General features: G+C 40.7%; 22 protein-coding genes. 5 read left to right on the top strand and 17 right to left on the bottom strand.

Annotated elements, in window-relative coordinates:
- Positions 1-79: 79 nt before the first annotated feature.
- Positions 80-367 carry a hypothetical protein gene (locus ACED20_RS12870; protein WP_294294353.1) on the top strand — a complete coding sequence of 96 codons (288 nt, stop codon included), beginning with the start codon at positions 80-82 and terminating at the stop codon, positions 365-367.
- A 306-nt stretch (positions 368-673) separates the two neighbouring features.
- Positions 674-1,258 carry a hypothetical protein gene (locus ACED20_RS12865; protein ID WP_378104980.1) on the top strand — a complete coding sequence of 195 codons (585 nt, stop codon included), beginning with the start codon at positions 674-676 and terminating at the stop codon, positions 1,256-1,258.
- 52 nt (positions 1,259-1,310) lie between these two features.
- Here ACED20_RS12865 and ACED20_RS12860 read toward each other — a convergent pair whose 3' ends face one another.
- On the bottom strand, positions 1,311-2,420 hold the full coding sequence (locus ACED20_RS12860; protein WP_294220090.1) for a 5-(carboxyamino)imidazole ribonucleotide synthase: 1,110 nt from the start codon (positions 2,418-2,420) through the stop codon (positions 1,311-1,313).
- 248 nt (positions 2,421-2,668) lie between these two features.
- On the bottom strand, positions 2,669-3,220 hold the full coding sequence (locus ACED20_RS12855; protein WP_378104978.1) for a DUF1543 domain-containing protein: 552 nt from the start codon (positions 3,218-3,220) through the stop codon (positions 2,669-2,671).
- 85 nt (positions 3,221-3,305) lie between these two features.
- Here ACED20_RS12855 and ACED20_RS12850 point away from each other — a divergent pair, with 85 nt between their 5' ends.
- Both ACED20_RS12850 and ACED20_RS12845 read left to right on the top strand, forming a co-directional pair.
- Positions 3,306-4,136 (top strand): sulfite exporter TauE/SafE family protein, encoded by an 831-nt coding sequence (locus tag ACED20_RS12850; RefSeq protein WP_378104976.1) that lies wholly within the window; start codon positions 3,306-3,308, stop codon positions 4,134-4,136.
- Positions 4,133-4,516 (top strand): DUF1634 domain-containing protein, encoded by a 384-nt coding sequence (locus tag ACED20_RS12845; protein WP_294203332.1) that lies wholly within the window; start codon positions 4,133-4,135, stop codon positions 4,514-4,516. Before ACED20_RS12850 ends, ACED20_RS12845 begins: the two co-directional genes overlap by 4 nt.
- Positions 4,517-4,519: 3 nt before the next feature.
- Here ACED20_RS12845 and bla read toward each other — a convergent pair whose 3' ends face one another.
- Both bla and ACED20_RS12835 read right to left on the bottom strand, forming a co-directional pair.
- On the bottom strand, positions 4,520-5,380 hold the full coding sequence (gene bla / locus ACED20_RS12840) for a subclass B3 metallo-beta-lactamase (protein ID WP_378104974.1): 861 nt from the start codon (positions 5,378-5,380) through the stop codon (positions 4,520-4,522).
- Between the two features lie 26 nt (positions 5,381-5,406).
- The gene (locus ACED20_RS12835; protein WP_294203328.1) at positions 5,407-5,784 is read right to left on the bottom strand and encodes a VOC family protein; all 378 of its coding nucleotides are present in this window, start codon (positions 5,782-5,784) and stop codon (positions 5,407-5,409) included.
- Positions 5,785-6,034: 250 nt separating this feature from the next.
- Here ACED20_RS12835 and ACED20_RS12830 point away from each other — a divergent pair, with 250 nt between their 5' ends.
- Positions 6,035-7,120 carry an endonuclease/exonuclease/phosphatase family protein gene (locus ACED20_RS12830; protein ID WP_378104971.1) on the top strand — a complete coding sequence of 362 codons (1,086 nt, stop codon included), beginning with the start codon at positions 6,035-6,037 and terminating at the stop codon, positions 7,118-7,120.
- A 541-nt stretch (positions 7,121-7,661) separates the two neighbouring features.
- Here the strand turns inward: ACED20_RS12830 and ACED20_RS12825 are convergent.
- The 13 genes from ACED20_RS12825 to ACED20_RS12765 form a co-directional block, all read right to left on the bottom strand.
- On the bottom strand, positions 7,662-8,717 hold the full coding sequence (locus ACED20_RS12825; protein WP_378105058.1) for a diphosphomevalonate/mevalonate 3,5-bisphosphate decarboxylase family protein: 1,056 nt from the start codon (positions 8,715-8,717) through the stop codon (positions 7,662-7,664).
- 94 nt (positions 8,718-8,811) lie between these two features.
- Positions 8,812-10,578 carry an AMP-dependent synthetase/ligase gene (locus ACED20_RS12820; protein WP_378104969.1) on the bottom strand — a complete coding sequence of 589 codons (1,767 nt, stop codon included), beginning with the start codon at positions 10,576-10,578 and terminating at the stop codon, positions 8,812-8,814.
- Positions 10,575-11,588, bottom strand: a complete 1,014-nt coding sequence (locus tag ACED20_RS12815) for an NAD-dependent epimerase/dehydratase family protein (RefSeq protein WP_378104967.1) — start codon at positions 11,586-11,588, stop codon at positions 10,575-10,577. The genes ACED20_RS12820 and ACED20_RS12815 overlap by 4 nt, the downstream gene beginning before the upstream one ends.
- A 242-nt stretch (positions 11,589-11,830) precedes the next feature.
- Positions 11,831-13,966 carry a T9SS type A sorting domain-containing protein gene (locus tag ACED20_RS12810; protein WP_294240985.1) on the bottom strand — a complete coding sequence of 712 codons (2,136 nt, stop codon included), beginning with the start codon at positions 13,964-13,966 and terminating at the stop codon, positions 11,831-11,833.
- Between the two features lie 105 nt (positions 13,967-14,071).
- Positions 14,072-15,232, bottom strand: coding sequence for a hypothetical protein (locus ACED20_RS12805; protein ID WP_378104965.1), 1,161 nt, complete (start codon positions 15,230-15,232; stop codon positions 14,072-14,074).
- On the bottom strand, positions 15,229-16,659 hold the full coding sequence (locus tag ACED20_RS12800) for a helix-turn-helix domain-containing protein (RefSeq protein ID WP_378104963.1): 1,431 nt from the start codon (positions 16,657-16,659) through the stop codon (positions 15,229-15,231). The genes ACED20_RS12805 and ACED20_RS12800 overlap by 4 nt, the downstream gene beginning before the upstream one ends.
- Before the next feature lie 168 nt (positions 16,660-16,827).
- Complete coding sequence (locus ACED20_RS12795) at positions 16,828-17,832, bottom strand: MvdC/MvdD family ATP grasp protein (RefSeq protein WP_294234267.1); 1,005 nt, start codon at positions 17,830-17,832, stop codon at positions 16,828-16,830.
- A complete protein-coding gene (locus ACED20_RS12790) occupies positions 17,825-18,781 on the bottom strand; it encodes an MvdC/MvdD family ATP grasp protein (protein WP_378104959.1) in 957 nt (318 codons plus the stop codon). Before ACED20_RS12790 ends, ACED20_RS12795 begins: the two co-directional genes overlap by 8 nt.
- A gap of 79 nt (positions 18,782-18,860) precedes the next feature.
- Positions 18,861-19,082, bottom strand: coding sequence for a microviridin/marinostatin family tricyclic proteinase inhibitor (locus ACED20_RS12785; RefSeq protein WP_294203316.1), 222 nt, complete (start codon positions 19,080-19,082; stop codon positions 18,861-18,863).
- Positions 19,083-19,111: 29 nt separating this feature from the next.
- On the bottom strand, positions 19,112-19,354 hold the full coding sequence (locus ACED20_RS12780; RefSeq protein WP_294203314.1) for a microviridin/marinostatin family tricyclic proteinase inhibitor: 243 nt from the start codon (positions 19,352-19,354) through the stop codon (positions 19,112-19,114).
- Positions 19,355-19,391: 37 nt separating this feature from the next.
- Positions 19,392-19,607 (bottom strand): microviridin/marinostatin family tricyclic proteinase inhibitor, encoded by a 216-nt coding sequence (locus ACED20_RS12775; RefSeq protein ID WP_378104955.1) that lies wholly within the window; start codon positions 19,605-19,607, stop codon positions 19,392-19,394.
- A gap of 115 nt (positions 19,608-19,722) precedes the next feature.
- Entirely contained in the window at positions 19,723-20,502 is a 780-nt protein-coding gene (locus ACED20_RS12770; protein ID WP_378104952.1) for an alpha/beta fold hydrolase, read from the bottom strand.
- Between the two features lie 238 nt (positions 20,503-20,740).
- The gene (locus tag ACED20_RS12765) at positions 20,741-21,460 is read right to left on the bottom strand and encodes a pyridoxine 5'-phosphate synthase (RefSeq protein ID WP_294203310.1); all 720 of its coding nucleotides are present in this window, start codon (positions 21,458-21,460) and stop codon (positions 20,741-20,743) included.
- Positions 21,461-21,505 lie beyond the last annotated feature (45 nt).

Raw genomic sequence — 21,505 nt, 5'->3', positions numbered from 1 at the left:
AAAATAGAATGATGAAAAAAGCAGCCTTGTTTATAACCTCATTTTTTGTATTATTATTTCGATCATTATTTACTGGAAGTTGCCGTTTGAAATCACAAGAAAATCGGATATAGAATTTGAAAATAAAATTATCCAGAATATCGAAGGTTATCAGAAAAAATACGGAAGGCTTCCAGAAAGATCAGATTACAAAATACTGGAGAAGCTAGGACTTTCTTTTAAAGACCCAAGAATTTATCTTGATTATGCAACAGATCATAAAAGGAATTTTGAACTTGCTTATTTAGAAGGTTTTGACGGTCCGTATCTTTTATGGAAATCAACAAACAGGCAGTGGAAAATGGATTTTCCTGAAATTTACAAGTAAAGAGATTGAACACTTCTATTTTCAAATTCAATTTAATTATATTTGCAGCTTAAAATCAATAACCATTTTTAAATGAAAAATTTTTTTGCAATTATTTCGCTGATTTTCATGTTCTCATGCACAAACGATGATCAATCTGTATAGCAACATCAGTGTTATATTACAAAATTTAATAAAACCAATATCAAAAATAGCGCACAACAATTTTATCTGTCTGAGTACGTTTATGACGGTAACCGGATTACTAAAAAGCTCGATTATAAGCTAATTGACAACAGTTCTCCCAGCCAGCCAAATTCAAATTATGTGCTTCAGCTGGACAAAACAACTGAGGTTCAGTACAATACTTTATTTCAACCCATAAAAATTATTGAACCGATAAATACTTCTAATATTCAATCTGTTGATTATCTTATTTATGACAGCCAAGGCAGACTATCGGAAAAAAACAGGGTTTCTACCAACTTTACTGACGGCAGCAGCGATACAAGAAACTTCAAATATTCCTATAATTCCAATAATAAGATAATATTGATCCAAGAAAAAACGACCGATAGCTTCGGAGATGTTTATGGAGAAGCTACTAAAACGCTTACTTATGATTCAGATGGAAATTTAAGGTTGATTGAACAAATCGCAGCATCTAATCCTAACTATAAAGTAGAAATTAAATACGATAATTACGACTCATATAAAAATCCTTATGCCAACGTAAATGTTCCTTTTGAGGATGCTTTCTTTTTAAGGCTTTCTAAAAATAATTATAGAAAATACAGTAAAATTACCTACTCAAACAGTTATCCAACCAGAACGTATGAAACCAGTGAAATAAGCGGTTACGAATATAATGAAAACGGATATCCAAAGTTTGCGGAATATCAATGTAACTAAACAGAAAGACTGCCTTTTCGGCAGTCTTCTTTATTATAATAAGGTCAAATTATTAAGCAATGACCCTTACCATGGCTTTCACCATGATCAGCTTTTCCATCAGCTCTTCGCGGGATTCGGCCAGTACATTGATGTGACCCATTTTTCTTCCGGGCTTGGTTTCTGTTTTTCCGTAAAGGTGAATATAGGTTTCAGGAAGTTTCAGGACTTCTTCCATCCCTTCGTAAACCACTTTTCCGGAATAGCCTTCTGCACCTACCAGATTCAGCATCCCGCTGTAAATAATGGCATCCGTATCCGCCAACGGTAAATTTTTCACTACACGGTACATCTGCTCAAACTGGGAGTTTGCATTTCCTTCCTGGCTCTGGTGCCCGGAATTATGAAGCCTCGGTGCCGTTTCATTGACCCAAACCTTTCCTTCTTTATCAAGAAACAGCTCGATGGCAAAAAGCCCGGGTGATTGGATAGCATTCAGAAACTTCTCTGTAATTGCGTCGATCTGTTCTTCAATCTCTTCCGAAAGGAGAACCGGGCAGATGTTGAAATCCAGCAGATTCAGTTTAGGATCAGCAACCATTTCCGTTACGGGGAAAGTCTGCGTTTCACCATTTTCATTTCTGGCTACGATCACGGAAAGTTCTTTATCGATGTCCACCAGCTTTTCGATCACCGAATCTTCCACCCAGAGATTTTTCATATCCTCTGAGGTACGGATTACCTGCACCCCTTTTCCGTCGTATCCTCCGGTATTCATTTTCTGAACGAAAGGCAACGGCATTGTTATTTCGTCAGAGCTTCCGTCCATCACTTCAAATTCCGGGCTCGGAATATCGTGAGCTTTATAAAACTGTTTCTGAAGAATTTTCTGCTGGATCGTTTTAATGATGTTGGAATTCGGAACCACTTTTACGCCCTGATGTTCCAGTTCGGCCAGTGCATCAGCATTTACGTGTTCAATTTCAATGGTTACCACATCTTTGTCTTTCCCGAAGGCAAGAACGGTTTCATAATCATTGAAACTGCCCTGGGTGAAATAAGAAATATTGTGGCAGGGTGCATCGGAAGCCGGGTCGAGGGTATAAAATTCATCATCGTATTTCAACGCTTCCTGAATCAGCATCCTTCCGAGCTGTCCGCCTCCTAAAATTCCAATTTTCATTTTTTTACTTTATTTTATTTCTGTTAGATTTAAATTTCAAATATTCGGTTATCTATTGCTTTCTGAACACAGAGTTCACAAAGATTTTTTTTACTATTTTATGTTTTTAAGTTTGCAGAGGTGCTCCGAAGAGCTCAGTATAAACTATTCACTCAGCAAAAGATATTGTGTTAAAATAATAGCGAAGCATCAATGTTGCCTGAAACCACTTTAACAGATTAGTGCTTTTTATGCAGCACGCTGTTTAATTACTGAACCTTGTCAATTTTTAAATATCCCAGGCTCACAAAATTCTCCTGATACTCTGCATCGGATTTTACCAGTGAAATCGAATATTTCTTTTTCATATCGGAAGGCAGGATTTCCTTCACCGGAAAAATATCATCGATGTCTACACCAAGTTTTTCATCAATATGGCTGGTTGCTCCTTTAAAGCCCATGGTTTTATAAAATTCCGTAGACTTTGCTTTCTTTACGGCATCACTCATAGAATTCCCAACCACCAGATGCTGCTCATGGAATTCTTCAAAAAACCCTTTTTTATATCCTCCGAGATTGATGAAATACAGCTGTTCTTCAGAAGTCTGCACTCCCCTTTCTACAATCCGTACCTCATATCCGTCCACGAACTTTACCTCCTGATAGCAGTCGATATGGATTTTCCCTTTGGCTTCCTTCCAGAATGCTTTCATATCTTCCACAAGATCTTTCAGGTTTTCGGCAATCCCAAAGAAGACATCGTGCTGCTCAATATTTCTGCCGGGCGGTGTAGCTCCTAGGATGACATAAAATAGTTTCATATAAAATTCTGTTTATGCAAAAATACATCAAATTTATCTTTTTTAAACGTTTGGCAGACTGTTACAATAGTTTTATATTTGTACCATGTCAGAAATCATCATTCTCTTCCTTGGAGCAATTTCGGCAGGACTTCTGGGTTCACTGACCGGTTTAGGAGGAGGCGTTATCATTATTCCTTTATTGACGCTGGGCTTCGGTGTTCCAATGCATTACGCCATCGGCGCTTCTCTTATTTCCGTAATCGGTACTTCCTCCGGTGCAGCCGTAGCTTTCGTTAAGGAAGGTTTTACCAATATGAGGATCGGTATGTTTCTGGAGATCGCAACCACTGCGGGGGCTATTGTCGGGGCTCTGGTTTCGGGAATGCTGAATCCGAATACGATCGGGATTATTTTTGCCAGCATCCTTCTTTTGACCGTTGTTTTAAATTTAAAAGGCAAACCGGATCATCAGGAACCTGTGATCAAGGGAAGCCTCGAAGACAAACTGAAATTACACGGTACGTTTCCGGATAAAGGTGTTTTAAAAAGTTACTCGGCAAGAAATACCGTTCCCGGATTTTTCATGATGATGTTCGCGGGAGCCATGTCCGGATTATTGGGAATCGGTTCCGGTGCTTTAAAAGTTCTGGCGATGGACAATATGATGAGACTGCCGTTTAAGGTTTCCACAACCACCAGTAATTTTATGATCGGGGTGACTGCCGTAGCAAGCTCACTGATCTATTTCCAGAGAGGTGAAATTATCCCTGTAATCGTTGCACCGGTTTTGGTAGGCGTTGTGGTAGGAAGCTTTATCGGCTCCAAAACCCTGATGGTTTCCAAGACAAAAAAGCTGAAAACATTTTTCGCAATCGTGATCACGATCCTTTCAGTATATATGATGTATAACGGAATAAAAAGCAACTTCTCATGAGTAAGAATTTCACGGACACCGATCTTAACCGCTCGGTAGGTAATCTTTTACGCCTGGGTGTTATTTTATCGGTTACCACATCACTGGTCGGTTTTGTAAAACTTTTTACGGAAGGTTTCCAGATGCCGAAAAAATACAGGCTTCTTGAGATGGGCGAATCTTCCGAGAAAGTATGGAGCCATTTCTGGACCACCCTCTGCAAAGGCGAAGGCATGGCTATCATCCAGCTGGGAATCCTGCTGCTTATCTTCACTCCGCTGATGAGGATTATTTTTGCCCTGATCGGCTATTTAAAAGAAAAAGATTACGTTTATGTGGTTATCTCTTCGATTGTGCTGGCGATTATGGCGATCAGCTTTTTTACGGGTTACGCACATTAATATCTATTCCGCTGATTTTTTTTCAAGATATTCTTTTTCGAGATCATTAAGTTCATCGAAGTATTCTTTTTTATCCATGAAGGCTTTCGGATTGTAGGAATCTGTCGGTTTATGCTTTTCATGAAGACTGAACTGACTGGCATGGGCCGCTACCCAAATATCAAAATCCAGCTTTTTCATTTCTGTGAAAGTATAGGCATAATCTTTCGCGATGTCCGGATATGTGGAAACTTCAGAGAATTTATGATCAATGATGATGCTCGGCATATTGGCAATAAGAACTTTGTAACTTCTGCTTTTATCTCTGGTTTCAAACAGATAGCTGCATGAGCCCTTTGTATGGCCGGGATGGTGAAGCATCATCAGCTTTGTATTTCCCAATGTTACCCACTGCCTGTCTTTTAAGATAAAATCGGGATTAACGGGCTTAAAGGTAACACCGTACTTTCCCATCTCATAATCCGATTTCCCGCCGCTTGTCATGACATCAGCGTCGGCATAGTCAACATAAAGTTTTGCCCCGGTTTCTTTTTTGATATCGGCCATTGCTCCTAAATGGTCATAGTGTGCCTGATTAAGCAGCAGTATTTTGATATCGCCGTATGTAAAGCCAAGCTTTTTAATATTGTTTTTAATGATCGGAAGTGAATCAGCAAGTCCCGTATTGATCAGGATATTCCCCTTTTCTGTAACAATCAAATAAGAGGCGAGATCGTATGTTCCCACATAATACAGATTCCCGGCAATCCTGAACGGTTCATAAGGTTTCGACCACTCTTTGGGATGGTTTTTAGGTTCATGAACCGCTTGTGCAAAAAACTGAACCGCCCATGTTAAAGCAGCTAACAGAAAGTATTTTTTCATTTTAATCTAAATTTTTCATCGATGATTTATATCTCATAAAATTCCAATGGCAAACCGTCCGGATCTTGGGTGAAGAAGAATGCTTTCCCGGTAAACTCGTCGATTCTGATATCTTCGCAGGATAATCCTTTCCTGATTAATTCTTCACGTTTTTCATTCACATTTTCCACTGAAAAAGCCAAATGTCTCAATCCGCAGGCTTCCGGCCTGGAAGGGCGTTGAGGAGGATCAGGAAATGAAAACAGTTCAATAACATAATGTGCTCCGATGGCAAGATCGAGTTTGTAAGATCTTCTTTCTTCACGGTAAACTTCACGGATGATATTCAGCCCTAATATTTCAGTATAAAATTTCTTTGAAACATGGTAATCTGAGCAGATGATGGCAATATGATGGATTTTCACTGGGTTCTATTTAATTTAATTTCATTACAATTCTATCCTTGTATCGATCAGATACTGTATTTTCCATTCGCCGTGCTGTTTTACAAGCAGTAGGGCAACGGCAGATAATATATTCATGAGATTACAGGTTTGTGATCGGATAAAAATAGTGAATTAATCGGTAGATTCTTATTTAATTCATTAACTTTAAACACCAATCGGTTTGAAAACTTATAAATTTGAATTAAATTTATCCGTTGATTAAAAAAATATGTGGATCCTTTACCTGAGTCTGACCGTTTTATTGCTAATTCTTACCTTACTGCCTAAAATCCAGCATTCGCACTGGGTTTTCCGTGTGCCGGAATTCGGTAAGATACAGATTACCTTTTTTACACTTTTTACAATAATCCTGGGATTTTTTGTCGGTTCTTCAGAATATTTATGGTATTACCAGGGACTTTTGGTACTGATTTTTATCCATCACAGTGTTATTTTAATAAAATATACTCCGCTGTATCCCGTTAAAAAATTCACTCAGAAATATCAGTCTTCGGACAGGATTCATTTTATATCCGCCAATGTGTACCAGTTTAACAGAGAATATGACCGTTTCATTCAGCTGATTGAAAAATACAGACCCGAGATGTTTCTGACGATGGAAAGCAACGGAGACTGGGAGCAGGCCTTACGGAAACTGGAAAAAGATTATCCCTACCAGCATAAGGTAACATTAGAAAACACCTACGGGATGCATTTTTACTCAAAAATCAGAATGGAAGAATCGCGGACGCATTATTTTGTAGCCGATGATATCCCAAGTATTGAAGCGCATCTGAAAACGGAAGACGGCTTTTCGTTTGTCTTTTTCGGAGTGCATCCGCCGCCGCCAAGTCCGACGGAAGAAGAAACATCCAAAGAAAGAGACGGTGACCTGCTGAGTACGGCAAAAAGAGTAATCGAAATTAAAAAGCCCGTCATTGTAGTCGGCGACTTCAACAATGTGGCCTGGTCCAAATCCTCCATCTTATTCAGGAAAACAAGTCATCTCATCGATCCGCGGATCGGACGTTCCTTTGTTTCTACTTTCCATGCCAAATACAAACTGCTTCGGTTTCCGATTGACCTGATGTTCCACAGCGAGGAAATATTTATTGATGATCTGAAAACCCTTGAAAATTTCGGTTCCGATCATCTCCCGGTATACTGTGAATTTTTTATTGACCACGAGCAGGAGGAAAAGCAGGAGGAAAAAATCGATTACGCCACCGAAGAAGAAAAAGCCGAAGCCGAAGAAATGATTGAAGAAGGTAAAATGGAGGATGGGCAAAGAGATGCGGTGGTTACGGAGGGGTAAAGGTAAATTTTCTGAGTTTTATCGAATACTTTGATTTCTCATACTCTTAACTTTATAGTCTTTGTCGTTCCGTAAGAATCTAAAGGAGGCTCTCGAAGCCCTTACTGATGTCATGCGAATTCCTTCGAGAACCTCAGGATGACACACCACTAATACCAACCGAAATTATATTCATTTAGATCAACAAAGATTTTAATTCACACTAAACTGCATATACGCACTGTCAGGCTGAGGCCACTCGCAGCCTTTACTAAGGGCATACTAAAATCCTTCGAGAACCTCAGGATGACACACCATTAATACTACCTGAATTATGTTGCTTTAAAACAATAACCATTTCAATTCTAATCAAAATGCATACACACACTGTCAGGCAGATAGGAATCTAAACATCGTATTAGAAAACTTATAGAAAGATTCGCGCCTGAATTCCTAAAGAACGAAATCCTGCATATTTTTATACATTTCAATGGTCATTCATAGCAGGCAAAAGCCTTCCCGGTTTTGGAAAGGCTATATCTTTTTAGAATGTTTTCTTAAATTAAAACCGCATCACATCCTTCACCACCCCGTTATTCTGGGTATGCTGCAGCAATTCGGCTCCGATAAAGGATTTGACGGTTTCTTCGGAACCGTCGTTCGGAAATAAAAGGTGGACGTTGGCCCCTGCATCCAATGTAAAAAACAAAGACAAGCCTGTTTCTTTCCTGAAATCCCAAACTTTATTGATGACGTCCAATGTACCTGTTTTCATTAAAATAAATGCCGGGTCGCTCATCATCATCATAGCATGGAGCGTTAGTGCTTCATGCTCTACCAGCCTGATAAATTTTTCCATATCTCCGGCTACCAGAATCTCTTTCATCGGACCGAAATTTTCCCGGGCTTCCTGGAACCTGCGGTCGGCGTAAGGATTGGTATTCATCAAACCATGGCCTACGGTAGAGGAAACGCTTTTCTGACCTTCATGAATCAGCAGCACCCAGTCGTTAAAATTTCTGAATATCTCATGGATTTCATCTTTGGGATACGGAGCGGCAAAGAGATCCGAACTGCCTCTTACCTGGGATTCTCCCCATACTACCAACCCGTTATAAAGGCTTCTGCAGGCACTTCCGCTTCCTAACCTTGCGAGGAAAGAAGCTTTTCGCAATGACTCCTCTTCTGGCAGTTTCCCTGAGAAAGATTCATCCAGACTCATCAGGCATTTGGCAATAGCTCCGAAACCGGAAGCCGAGCTCGCAATTCCCGAACTGTGCGGAAAGGTATTTTCCGTTCTGATGATGTATTTTCCCTGCAGAATCCATGGAAGATACTGTTCGATATTCCTGAAGTATTTTTCGATCTTTTCGCCAAATTTCTCCTCTTCGTTTCCCGCCAGGAATGTTTTAACGGAGAAAAGTTCATCCGCTATGAATTCCATATCCGTATTGGTTTTACAGTGGTTTAACGTAAAACTGATGCTTGGATTCGCCGGAATCTGGTTGTCGTATTTTCCCCAGTATTTAATCAGGGCAATATTCGACGGGCAGCTTTCCGAAACCGTCTGATTATGTATCGTAAATTCTTTTTCTCCTAAAAATTCCTGTGTTGTCATCATCATGATGGAATATTTTTTCCCGGATAGAAACCGGATTTATTATCTATTACTTTTTGAAGCTTTTAGCTTTATCTCAAACTTAGCCTTAAATTTAATACATTTCTTCGATCAGCGCTGCATATTTCTTAAGGACGACTCCTCTTTTCACCTTAAGGGTAGGGGTAATTTCCCCTGTACTGATATCGAATTCCGAAGGCATCAAAGTAAACTTTTTCACCTTTTCATAATCGGACAAATCGCTTTGCAGTTCTTTGATTTTCTTTTTGTAGAAATCGTTTACTTTCTCATTTTTCACGATGTCTTCCCAAGTGGTAAATGCAATATTATTTTTCCTGAGATAATCGCGTAAAAATTCAAAATTCGGAACGATAAGGGCCGAAACGAACTGTCGTCCCTCTGCAATCAGGACAATCTGCTGAATAAAATTATTATTGGTGAGAAGATTTTCTACCGGCTGCGGCGCAATGTACTTTCCATTGGACGTTTTCATCAGGTCTTTCAGGCGGTCGGTGATGATCAGATTTCCGTTGTCATCGATTTTCCCGGCGTCCCCGGTTTTAAACCATCCGTCTCCGGTAAATACTTTCTGCGTTTCTTCAGGTTTACCGTAATATCCTTTCATAATGCCATTTCCACGTGCCTGGATCTCATCATTTTCCCCGATCCTGATTTCTACACCCGGCAACGGCCTACCGCTGCTTCCGTGCTCGAAACGGGTCAGTGGAAACAACGTCAAAGTAGCCGTCGTTTCTGTCAGCCCGTACCCTACCGTGACATGGATACCAACCGATTCAAAGAAACGGGTAATTTCCGGTGATAAGGAAGCACCTCCACAAGGCAGAAACCAAAGCCTTCCGCCCATCCGGTCTTTGATTTTGCTGAATACCAAAGTATCGGCAATGGTTTGCTTTATTTTTAAATCCAAAGGAATGGATTTTTCATTTCTTTTCAATTCAGCCGTTTGCCAGCCTGTTTGTAAAGCCCATTTAAAGATCTTTTTCTTTACACCCGAACCTTCCTCCGCTTTTTCCAGTACTCCGGCGTATACTTTCTGGAAAAATCTCGGAACAGCACACATCATAGTGGGTTTTACTTCTTCCAAAGCCTTTGATATGTTTTTAGGATCTTCCAGGAAGTAAACTCTGGCTCCTCCGTAAAGACACAATAAGCTCCAGCTTCTTTCGAAAACATGGGTCAGGGGTAAGAATGCCAGTGAAAGCTCTTCTTCAAAATTTTTAAACTTGAAAAATTCAAAATGTGCGTCAAATGCCTTGATGAAATTTCCATGGGTAAGCATCACACCTTTCGGGCTTCCGGTGGTTCCGGAGGTATAAATAATCGTGGCGGTATCTTCGTTTTCCTTAGTACAGTATTCAAACTCAGGTGAAGCTTTGGCAATAAAGTCTTCCAGATAAAAGCTGCTGAATTCTTTCTTGATCCAGACGGCTTTTTTGGAAATGATAATCGTTTCTAAGCTGTTTTCCTTTTGCAGAATCTGCAATGCCGCATCATACTGGGCCTGATCTCCGACAAGGATTATTTTAGCCTCAGAATCGTTGATGATATATTCTGCCTGTTCGGCGTTATTGGTGGCATATATAGGAACAGTTACGGCACCTAGAGCCATAGCCGCCAGATCGAAGATCATCCATTCCGAGGAGTTGTCGGCATAGATGGCTACGGTATCGTTTTCCCGGATGCCCGCATCTTTGAGGGCATTTGCCGTTTTAAAAACAATTTCGCCGAATCTTTTCCAGCTCAGCTCTTTCCAGCCTGCATCTTTCTTCTTAAAGCCGATGGCTGATTTCAGAGGATGCTTTTCTGTATTTTTCAGGATAATGGCCTCAGCAAGATTCATGGCTTCATCTTTTTATCGTTCATATAATTATTTAAATGAAAATCAATGCTTTCCGAAAGGGAAATAAACTGATTATCGAGTCTTTTTTTAATTTTGGAATTAGATACCGTATTAAGCGAACTGACGGCTTCAATATTGGATTTGGTGATCATCCTGAGCTTAGGGATCAGCCATCCGAAAAGAATATTGGCCCATCTTCCCACATTCAGCTGGAATTCCGAGAGTACTTTAGCGTCTTTCAATCCCAGTTTTGATCTGATCTGCTTTGCCAGTTCGGTATATCTCCTACCTTCAGCAACGATAATGAACCGTTCTCCGAAGCAGTTTTTTTCCATCAGTTCTACCGCGATCCGGGCAACATCCCTTACGTCGACATAATTGGATCCGCCGGAAAAGGTAAAGCTGTTTTTTTCAAAAGTCGGAAAAATATCTCCACTACTTTCCCCCCAGTTTCCGCTGCCGATGATCATTCCGGGGTTGATGATGATGACATTCAGCCCTTCCGCGGAAGCTCTCCAAGCCTCCATTTCAGAAAGATGCTTGGATAAGGCATAGGCAGAATGTTCAAGTTTAGGGTTGAAGCTGGAATCTTCATCCATTTCACCCTGTTCATTCAGGGTATCAAGTACGGCAATTGAGCTTACATGAAGAAATTTTTTAACACCCGAACCTTCACAGGCATGCAGGAGGTTTTCCGTACCCTTGATGTTCGTATGGTACATTTCTTTTTCATCATTTGGATCAAAGCTTACTTTTGCTGCGCAATGATATACTTCTTCTACCCCTTCCAAAGCATCCTGTAAAGAATTAATATCATCAAAATCCACATCCACCCATTCAATCCTGTTGAAAAAGCCGTCGGGATCTTTCGTGTAAAATGTATAGGAATGCCTTACGTCGTTTAAATTGCTTGCCGGCCTTTTGGCAGCCCGTACGTTTTTTCCCTTTTTCAGAAGTTCCAAAACCACGACCCTGCCTAAAATCCCGGTTGCGCCCGTTACAAAAACCATCAATTATTTTTACTTGATTGCTGACTAAATTATGATAATATTCTACCTTATGCAAATTTGCGACTTTTAAAGGAGAATTCGGTTTTAAAATATTAAAAACCATAAAATTTCAGTTGGCCATTATCTAAACACAGATTGGAAAAAACTTTTAATTTTCCGATCGTTGTCCGAATTCATAACGGTTAATATAAAAAAGCCGTCCGAATAAAATCCAGACGGCCTTTTCCCAATATAATTTGCTTTTATTTTTTAATAAGTTTTACAGACTGGCGGGTACCGTCTTTCATGAGAATCTGTACAATGTATGCTCCGGGTACCAGATGGCTCAGGATAAGCTTCTGCTCCGCTTTCACATTCCGCATTACCAATTTTCCGGAAGCATCGAAAATACCCAGTGAGCCAATCAATTCAGGCCTGTCGATCGTTATGGCATCGGAAAAAGGATTCGGATAAATTTTTACCGTATTTTTTGTGTCTGCTTCCGATGTTGAAAGCGTGGAATCCACCGTTACCGTAACCGGGCTTCTGGCCGATTCGCATTTATTTCCAACCTTCCAATCATAAAAATAGTAATAAAGACCTGTATTGGGAGTATTGGTCGGAGCAGCGGTTAGGGTACTGTATTTTATATCTACTAAATTCTGGACATTTAAAGGGTATCCGAAATAGCCTGCAGTCGTATTCGATTCGTATAGCAATCCGTCTATACCTGTATAGCCGCGGGGACGTAATTTGTAATTGGTTCCCGGGAAAATCGGGAAATCAAGGTTGATGACCTGTGCTACGGGTGCGGAAACCGGAGCACCTGTCACACTCACCGTTTTCGTATTAACGATAACCCCGTTGGAATCGATAACGTCAATGGTTAAAGTTCCCTGGGAACTGGTCGTACTGAGAGGATATACGGTTATGCTCTCTAAAACCATATAACTCAAAACATCGAAAACCAACCCGAAGTTCGTCGTTCCAAAACCCGTAAAAGCACCTCCGTTGGTATAGATCGGTCTCCCTGTCGGGATTCCGGAAGTTCCCGTAAACGTACTCACATAATAATTGGTCGTGGCCGTTAATGCAGGTGTCGTAAAAGGATTTCCCGTATACATCAGGTTGCCCCCGTTCGGTGCATCGTACCAGCTGTAATTGGCGGATGATGAAGGATTAGCCGTGAGAATGGCCTGATGGTTCGGATAAATCGTCGCTCCATTCACTGTAGGTGCCGCAGGAGGATTGCTGCATTTTGTCGTGAATATCATAGGATCAAGTGACCATACACTCACATTTCCGCTGCCGCAGTTTGAGCGTACCCATGCATAATAAGTGGTTAACGGATTCAAATTGTTTATCTGATAGGAAGTTCCCGGAACATTCGAAACGGTAGGAGCTGTCGAAGACGTTGGTGCCGCAGAACTGGTACTGTAATAAATATCGTATCCTCCCGGCAATGACGCGGAGGCATTCCACGACAAAATTGCAGAAACCGAGGTAAGATTATTTACGGAAATACCGGTTGGGGTATAACAGCTTGGCGGCGTCCAGGTGTAGACAAGATCTGCCGGCGGCATTCCGGGCACCGTACCTACGGTGTTAAAAGCCTGGGCTGAATTGCCGGCGGTTCCGGCTCCGGAAGCGGAGAATACGGCAGTCGTTGGATTCAGCCGGTTGTTGAATTCGGCATTGGAAGCTCCTCTTATTCCTATTTCGGCGGTACCGTTTACCGTCGTGCTTCCGGCCAGATACGATCCCTGATCATACGCCATCTGGATAATATTAGAGGTTTCTTTTAATCTGATCTGGAAAGAAAATGAATAGACGATGGTGCTTACTGTTGAAGCATTAGGCCTGAAATTGGTCCACTGGATAATAAATTCCCTGTTGGGAGCATTCCCAGTAACCCCATATGAAATTTTTCCTGTTTTTCCACCTATGTTATAAAAACTGGAAATATCACGCCCCCATGCAGATATTGCACCCTGATAAGAGGTAGTCCCTGAAATAGGACTGGTATAAAAGGGAGATGGCGCAACGGAACCAAAAGTGATAAATCCGTTGGAAGAAACATTAAGAGAAGTATAAGAAGTCCCGTTGAAGCTGAAAGCAAATGGTATATTAACTGCAGAAACCACACTGTTGAGATTCAATGTGGCGGTATTATCTGTCGCGGCAGCCAATACCGTTTCGTTGGCAACAGGAGTATACACAGAACTTGATTGCGAAAAGGTATACGCGATAATTTGTGCCTTACAGTTTTGATTCGGCGATAGTACAAAAGCAGCCAAAGCTGTCAGAAATTTAAAGAAGGAAAGCCTGGTTTTCTTTCCGGGATCTCTTTCAATTGTACTCAGTTTTAACGCTTGGTTAAAGGGATAGAGTTTCTTCATTTTTCGTAGATGTTTAATTCTACGAAAATAACTATCAATTTTACAAAACCAAAAAAAAGCCATACCGGTTTTACAGAATATTCATGATTCCGACAGGCATTTCATCTATTTAACCATTTGATTTTCATAAGGTAAAACATTATACACTTCAGTCCGTAAGCTTCTGCACTTTTTGCCCAGTTTTATGGATTTTTTCACCAGAAATATGATAACAGGCACGGTAAGCAGCAACAGAATAGCTGTTAATAAAAAATATTTACGGTCAATTTCTTTTTTCTTCAGGGCATATTCTTCTCCTTCCTGCCGGATCAGTTTGTTTACCAGATCTGCCGCAACCTGATTGTATTGGCTGGCACGGCTGAGATACAGATTCTGATAATAGTCATATTTTGCCACTTCGTTCTTTTTCAAGAAATTGTCTGCTAAAAGCTTGTAAATATCATTTTCGAACTCCTTTCTTACCTGAATATTTTTCTGATCATTTAATATGCCGAAGAGAATGGTATTTGAGCGTTCGGGATCATTCTGCACAGCGCACATCTTGGCTTCGGCAAGTGCGCAGGTGGTCTCCAGCCTTTCCATAAATAAGGGCGGATAGTTGTTAGAATCTGTTCCCGGATCTGCCTTTGCCAGTGCAAAATTCTGTCTTGCCACGTCAAAACGCTTCTGGTCAATAAGTGCCCACCCTTTATTGATATAGGCAAATTTAAGATTGATCCGTGCCACCGGCTCTTTGGAGATCAGGTACTGGTGAATGGCTTTATCAAAGTAAGACAGGGCAATATTTCCGTCCATATTGCTGAAGTAATTCATTGCTTTAAGGTAGAATATATTTCCGCGGATAACGTTCATTGAATCGGGGACTGCCGGCGAAGACAGGAGCTGCTCGGCCTGATCCAGGTTCGTACGTAATTTTTCATTCAGCTGTATGGACTGGTAGGTATTTCCAATTAACGTCAGGGCTTTGATTTTCGTAATCATATCACTTTCTTCCGTGGCATTCTCCACAGTAAGATTACCATATTTTATAACGTCCAGCGGCTTTCCCATCACATTGGAGGTATTCGCCAGAACAAACAGGCTGCGCACCTTATTCTTATGAGTCAAGGAATGATTATTCAGCAGATCCTGGGCAAGATCAAAAGATTTCCGAGGATCCGATAGCATCGCTTTTTCAGCGTTGCCCACCATCCTATCCTCTGCCGGATCATGCGTCCTGCAGGCAAAGCATAAAAACAACAATACGATAAAGACCGGTACCTTCATTCTTCTTTATGATTTAACAATTGGATATAATGGGCCGGTGATATGCCGTTCACCATCTTAAATGCTGCAGCAAAAGCGCTGTGCGTGGAAAATCCGCTTTCTTCTGCAAGATACTTTATTTTGTAATTCCTATATACGGTATTCTCCTTTAATTTACCGGTAATATAATTGATTCTCAACTCGTTGATGTAGGCATTAAAATTTTTCTGTTTATGCTTGTTGATGATCTCCGATAGATATTTGGTATTGGTATCCAGTTTTTTGGCAAGGCTCTGGAGGGAAATATCGGGCCGGGTATAATCCGTAGTTTTTTCAAAATCCTGTAATTTTTGCAGCAGCAGGTTCTCGGTTTTCTCAGAGATTGCCTGAGGCTGAACTGTCTTTTTATCTTTATTCAGCCGTAATTGAGCTGTGAAATTTTCATATTCCTCGATCTGCGATTTTATCCGGGAAAGCCGCACCGAAATAAAACCAATGAACAATACGGCAATTACTAAAGCAGAAAATAAAAAATACCGTTTATGGGTAATGGAAGAATCCAGTTCATTCCTGTAATTCTCTTCCAGGCTGTCAAACCATTTGTTCTTCGCCGAAAAAGCCGCCCGGTCGATCGTATTGAACAAGGCCTCTTTTTTCCGGACCGCTTCTCTATACTCCTGATATTGACCGGTTTTCGAGTAAAAATTAACCAGCAGATCGTAATACCGGTATTTTAAATTTAAATTCGTGCTCTGTTCCAGAGATTCTTCGGGTAGTTCCGATATCAATGCTGCGGCCTCTTCATTCCGGTTGTTTTTCAGCAGGTACTTGGCGTATAGGATGTTAAAGGCCGGATCATTTTTATATACCGTGCTGATTTCATTCAGAAAAGGCTGGTACAGAAGCTGCGAATCATTCTGAGCCAGGTAATCGGAAAGGTTGAGCATGCTTTCCCGTTGTACTTCCGGGTGATGAGACCCTATTTCTTTCAGGATTGGCAGCAATTCTGCCGGAGTTGGGAATTTTCTCCTGACCATTAAACGGTTAAGCATACCCCATATTTTTTCAGAAAATCCGTAATCATTATCAGCAGGCGTATTTTTAAAAAGAGCGGCATCGGTGATATTAAATGAATACAGTATATTCCGTTTCAGAATCATCAGTTCAGGTGAGTAGTGTTTATCTTCTTTCGATATGATTTTTAAAACATCAGTAAGATTGTTCTGAAAATAAAGTGATTTTACTTTAAGATACAACAGCCTTTTTTCTTCTTCTTTATCCAGTGGAAAGTTTTTTTCAATATAATCCAGCACCTCTACCGAACGTTCCGGCGACAACACGATTTCGCTGCCCGCTTTTTTGAAGAGCTGGCTCTTTTCCGGATTTCCGGTTCCCGCAAAGACAAGAACGCCTGATAAGATAAAAATTATAGAAAAGAATTTCGACACTGCCACAATTTAGATGATAAAATTAAGTTTATTTTTAGATTATCATACATATTCCATGGAAAAAATAATGAAAACGGCTAATTTTTTTAAGAAACAGAATTCAGTAAAACCGGCAGTTTATGTAAACCTTCAAGGTTTTGAAACCTTGAAGGTTTAGGGAAATAAAATTTATACGAGTACCCTATTGTTCCTTCTCAGAGCTTTATCGCAAAGCACATCGGCAATGCTTTTTGAAATCCGGTTGTCTTCCGTAAGGTTATCCAGCCAGAAGAATTCTCCGGCCGCGTTGATTTCGATAAAATAGTATTCGTCTTCCGGTGAAACGATCATATCGATGGCTCCATAATCGACGTGGTAAACATCTAAAAGCTCCAATAGTTTCGCTTCAATATCAGCAGGAAGCTCGGTTGGAATCCATTTGTCGATGAGATTAACACCGTCTTTTCGCCAGTCGATCTTTGCCCTTTCCGATTGCTGGGAATCGATCTCAAATGCATAAACATCACGTCCGACGATGGTCACGCGGAGTTCTTTTTTCTTTTCTATCTTTTTCTGGAACTGCATCGGGCAATACAGGAGCGTATCCAGTTCTTCAAGCTTTTCAGCAGTGATGACGTTGGTAAACACCACGTTTTCCACACCGTCTTCGTAAATCGCAAAACCGGTCTGCATTTTGGCGATTACATTCTGATGCTTCAGTACAAAGTTTTTGGCTTCTTCAGGATTATTGGTGATGCAGGTTTCCGGAATTTTAAGTCCGATCTTGTCTGCAATCTTCAGCTGTTCTTCTTTACTGTCCAGCCTTCGGTACACGCTTGGTTTTCCCAAAGAATACACATCTGCCGATTCGAAAAATCCAAAGAGCGTGTTGCGAATTTCTCCCAATGCAGCACCCAGAAATTTCCCGTCGATTTCTTCTTTCAGCCCGTTTGCCATATTGTAAGCCCTTCTGTACCAAATCGCTGAAATATCATCCAGCCGGTATTTTTTTTCCGGTGTTTCAAGTATGGTCATCCAGTTTCCATCTTCAAAACGGGTTGACAGTTTATTTTTAAGAGGATAGAGATCAACGTCGAAACGAATGACCTCACATCCGTTTTTACCGATGTATTCCGTTACTTTTTCGATGGAAAAGTTATCCCCTGTATGCGTGATGATTAAGATTTTATTCATTGGTTTTCATTCTTTTTATAAGGTTATCGGCTATCCTTTCCGCAATCGGGAAATTCAGTTCTTTTTGGAGCATGCCCCACTCTCCCTGCGGATTCACTTCCAAGAAATAATAGTTCCCGTCTTGTCCTCTGATCATATCGATGGCACCAATGTAGAGTCCTATTTCTTTCATCATGGCCGTAAGGTTTGTTCTGATATGTTCAGGCAGAAGATATTCGGACCAGAAGTAATCTCCATTAGCGATCCGCCAATCCGTATATTCACTGTTGTTGATTTTTCCGGTAAAAAATTCTCCGTCGAGATAAACAATCCTCAATTCATATTCTTTTTCAATATAAGGCTGGAAGATCATCGGACAATATTCGATATCCTCAATGTTTTCCAGGGAATTTTCATCAATGATCTGGGTAGAAATCAAGTTTTCCCCTCCCATCGATTTTGAAATAACGCCATGAAGTTTGGCAATCATTTTTCCGTTGCACTTTTCATGGAAAAATCCGGTGATTTTCTCAGGATCATTGGAGAAAATAGTTTCGGGGACGGTCAGGTTATTCTTTTTTGCCAGCTTTAACTGATGGATTTTATTGCCGTCTATTTTATTCTCATTCTGAAGCGGATTGATCCACGGCACCTCTTCCAGCAAGGTTAAAAGATTGTACTGGAGGCTTGCATATTCCTTCAGGAAAATCTGAGCATAAGTTTTATCCAGCTCTTCAGGAATGGAAATACGCCAGGACTTCCGGTGCCAGACCGCCTGTATTGTTTTTGAATCAAGCGTGTTTCCATATTCATCGGTCAATTCAAAAAAATCTTCGTGAATGCTGATTCTCTGGGAATGATTCAACCGGTCGGAATTAAGCCTGAAATACGGAATACCTTTGGCTTTCAGATAGTCGAAAAAGATATCGATATTATAAAAATCCTTTGAGTGGGTAATGCAGAGAATCATATAGCCTGTTTTATTAAAAAAGGAAACTTATGCTCTAAGTTTCCTTGTATTTTTTGTCAAAGTACCCTGTAACAATTTATTACACAGTCTGAGAATCATCGTCTCCGTCCGACGGATATTTCATGGTATGCATCATATCCTGCGTAGGTTTCGTTACCGTATCTGCAGCTTTTGAAGTAATAACATTATCCTGTGTCGCTAAGGTAACATCTCCTCCGCCTTTGATTTTTTCAGGATCCTGAATTTGTTTTTCTAAAAACGATGCGAAAAAAGGTTTCTTTTTTGAATTCTTGTTTTTCATATAATTTAATTTTGATTGTACTTTTACTATTAAGGGGCCGGAGTATGAGGATCATCGCCAGGCGGCACCGGATCGAACCCGCCTTCATCGCTGTCGGACGGATATTTCAAAGTGATCGGCCCATCTACCGAAGGGGATGTTATTCCATCTCTTTCCGGAATGGTGATAAGATCGGTATTTGGAGTTGTTGCCCCACCCTGAATGCCTTCAGGATGCTCAATTTGTTTCTCCAGAAAAGAAGCGAAAAACGGTTTTTTGTCTTTCTTTTTCATAATGTTTGTAATTTGAATGTTTTGTTTGGATTAGCTTTTATAATTCGTTTCCACCCTCATCACTGTCGGACGGATATTTCATACTTACCGTATCTTCTCCCGGTTTGGTAAGGCTGTCGGCCACAGGTGCGGTTACGGCATCTTTAAGCACTCCGGTGGAAGTTTCGGATCCTCCCTTGATCTTTTCAGGATCCTGAATCTGCTTTTCAAGGAAAGAAGCGAAAAAAGGCTTTTTAGACTTTTTATTTTCCATAGTATTAATATTTAGTGATTTATGAGTCACTAAAGTATTAAAAAAATTCACTCCAGAAAGAATAAATATATATTTTAAGAAAATTTTAACAATTCAGATTCAGGTATTATGCAGTTTATGGGATTGATAAAAATGCTTTAACCGCATTTGCAAAATCAACCGGATTTTCAGCCTGTACCCAGTGCCCGGCATTTTTTATCGTAATGAATTTCGCTTTCGGAAACTGTTGCCTGATAGAAAACTCGTCCTGCGGAAGGATATAATTGGATTTTTTCCCGGCGATGAATAAACTTTCTCCATCAAAAACCCCGTATTTTATGGCATTCGATACAAACTGGTTGTATTTTTCCGACAATGTTCTCAGGTTAAACCTCCAGTTTAGCTTTTTATTTTCATCCCAATACAGATTTTTCGTTAAAAACTGAATGGTCGATCTTTCCGGAATATACTGGCTTAAAACCGCCTCTACTTCATTTCTGGAATTTACCGTATCGAAATCCACGGTCTCCAAAGCTTTAATAATTCCCTGATGGTGCGGCGGATAAGCTTTTGGGGAAATATCGACAACAATTAATTTATCAACTCTTTCAGGATATTTAATGGCAAACTGCATCACTGCTTTTCCTCCCAGGGAATGTCCTAAAATATGGGATTTTTCCATTCCATAATGTTCCATGTACCGGAGAATATCGTCCGCAAGATCGTCGTGGGACATCTCTTCCGAATGAAAGCTTCGTCCATGGTTACGGAGATCAATAAGATGAGTCGGCATCAATTCCCCGAAATCTTTTCCGAAGGTTCCCCAGTTGTCAAGCATTCCGAATAAGCCGTGAAATACAAGCAGAGGTGTGGAAGAAAGGCTTTCGCCGAATATTTTTGAATTTAAGATTTGCATAGGTTTGTTTTTTGGATGGAAGATGAATGTTGGAAGCTGGAAGGTTGCGGAATTAAAATTGCAGCCTTTGGCTTTCCCATTTACTGTTAATCTGTTAGATGGATGATCGGTGCGGAATGATGGAGGTTTGGGGAGGTGAAATTCTAATTTCTTCCTTTTTTACTTTAACAGTAACTAACATCATTCTAAACTTTGTGCTCATTACCCTCAAGCTTCCAGCATCCATCACCCAGCCTTATTACCACTTCGCCAGTCTTTTCAGATAGGCCTGAACGGTATTTTCAAGTCCCATGTACAACGCTTCGGAAATCAATGCGTGGCCGATGGAAACTTCCAGAAGGTTCGGAATATGATCGGCAAAATATTTTAAATTGTCCAGGCTCAAATCATGGCCGGCATTTACGCCCAGCCCGAAATCGGCAGCAACTACCGCTGTATCGTAATATGGTTTGATGGCGGCTTCCTTATTTTGGGTATAATGTTTTGCATAGGCTTCAGTATACAGCTCGATACGGTCTGTTCCTGTTTTGGCGGCATATTCTACCAATTCCGGATCCGGATCCAGGAAAATAGAGGTACGGATGCCTGCATTTCTGAACTCGACAATAATTTCGGTCAGGAAATCCAGGTGTTTTCTTGTATCCCAGCCTGCATTGGAAGTAATGGCATCGTCGGCATCGGGAACCAGTGTTACCTGTTCCGGCCTTACCTCAAGCACCATATCGATGAATGAGCGGTGAGGATTTCCTTCAATATTAAATTCCGTCGCTACCAGCGGTTTCAGATCATAAACATCTTTCCTGGTAATGTGCCTTTCGTCCGGTCGGGGATGGATGGTAATTCCCTGTCCGCCAAATTCCTGGATCTTTATCGCCGCTTCTGTTACGCTTGGAGTCTCACCGCCTCTTGCATTTCGAAGAGTGGCAATTTTATTGATGTTTACGCTTAGTTTTGTCATTTCTAATGATAAATTTTTGAATATGATTTGACGGATACGGTAAAA

The organism is Chryseobacterium sp. sg2396, from assembly GCF_042610505.1.
GTDB lineage: Bacteria > Bacteroidota > Bacteroidia > Flavobacteriales > Weeksellaceae > Chryseobacterium.
The sequence above is the reverse complement of the archived record's forward strand: the minus strand, read 5'-3'. Positions and strand labels throughout refer to the sequence as shown.

Excerpts from the sequence above, each read along its gene's own strand:
- ACED20_RS12775 (WP_378104955.1), bottom strand. The coding sequence starts at position 19,607 with ATGGAAAATAAAAAGTCTAAAAAGCCTTTTTTCGCTTCTTTCCTTGAA.
- ACED20_RS12820 (WP_378104969.1), bottom strand. The coding sequence starts at position 10,578 with ATGAATCTTGCTGAGGCCATTATCCTGAAAAATACAGAAAAGCATCCT.
- ACED20_RS12825 (WP_378105058.1), bottom strand. The coding sequence starts at position 8,717 with ATGACAACACAGGAATTTTTAGGAGAAAAAGAATTTACGATACATAAT.
- ACED20_RS12795 (WP_294234267.1), bottom strand. The coding sequence starts at position 17,832 with ATGAATAAAATCTTAATCATCACGCATACAGGGGATAACTTTTCCATC.
- ACED20_RS12855 (WP_378104978.1), bottom strand. The coding sequence starts at position 3,220 with ATGAAACTATTTTATGTCATCCTAGGAGCTACACCGCCCGGCAGAAAT.
- ACED20_RS12815 (WP_378104967.1), bottom strand. The coding sequence starts at position 11,588 with ATGGTTTTTGTAACGGGCGCAACCGGGATTTTAGGCAGGGTCGTGGTT.
- ACED20_RS12830 (WP_378104971.1), top strand. The coding sequence starts at position 6,035 with ATGTGGATCCTTTACCTGAGTCTGACCGTTTTATTGCTAATTCTTACC.
- ACED20_RS12780 (WP_294203314.1), bottom strand. The coding sequence starts at position 19,354 with ATGAAAAAGAAAGACAAAAAACCGTTTTTCGCTTCTTTTCTGGAGAAA.
- ACED20_RS12770 (WP_378104952.1), bottom strand. The coding sequence starts at position 20,502 with ATGCAAATCTTAAATTCAAAAATATTCGGCGAAAGCCTTTCTTCCACA.
- ACED20_RS12810 (WP_294240985.1), bottom strand. The coding sequence starts at position 13,966 with ATGAAGAAACTCTATCCCTTTAACCAAGCGTTAAAACTGAGTACAATT.
- bla (WP_378104974.1), bottom strand. The coding sequence starts at position 5,380 with ATGAAAAAATACTTTCTGTTAGCTGCTTTAACATGGGCGGTTCAGTTT.
- ACED20_RS12860 (WP_294220090.1), bottom strand. The coding sequence starts at position 2,420 with ATGAAAATTGGAATTTTAGGAGGCGGACAGCTCGGAAGGATGCTGATT.
- ACED20_RS12790 (WP_378104959.1), bottom strand. The coding sequence starts at position 18,781 with ATGATTCTCTGCATTACCCACTCAAAGGATTTTTATAATATCGATATC.
- ACED20_RS12765 (WP_294203310.1), bottom strand. The coding sequence starts at position 21,460 with ATGACAAAACTAAGCGTAAACATCAATAAAATTGCCACTCTTCGAAAT.
- ACED20_RS12845 (WP_294203332.1), top strand. The coding sequence starts at position 4,133 with ATGAGTAAGAATTTCACGGACACCGATCTTAACCGCTCGGTAGGTAAT.
- ACED20_RS12850 (WP_378104976.1), top strand. The coding sequence starts at position 3,306 with ATGTCAGAAATCATCATTCTCTTCCTTGGAGCAATTTCGGCAGGACTT.
- ACED20_RS12805 (WP_378104965.1), bottom strand. The coding sequence starts at position 15,232 with ATGAAGGTACCGGTCTTTATCGTATTGTTGTTTTTATGCTTTGCCTGC.
- ACED20_RS12785 (WP_294203316.1), bottom strand. The coding sequence starts at position 19,082 with ATGAAAAACAAGAATTCAAAAAAGAAACCTTTTTTCGCATCGTTTTTA.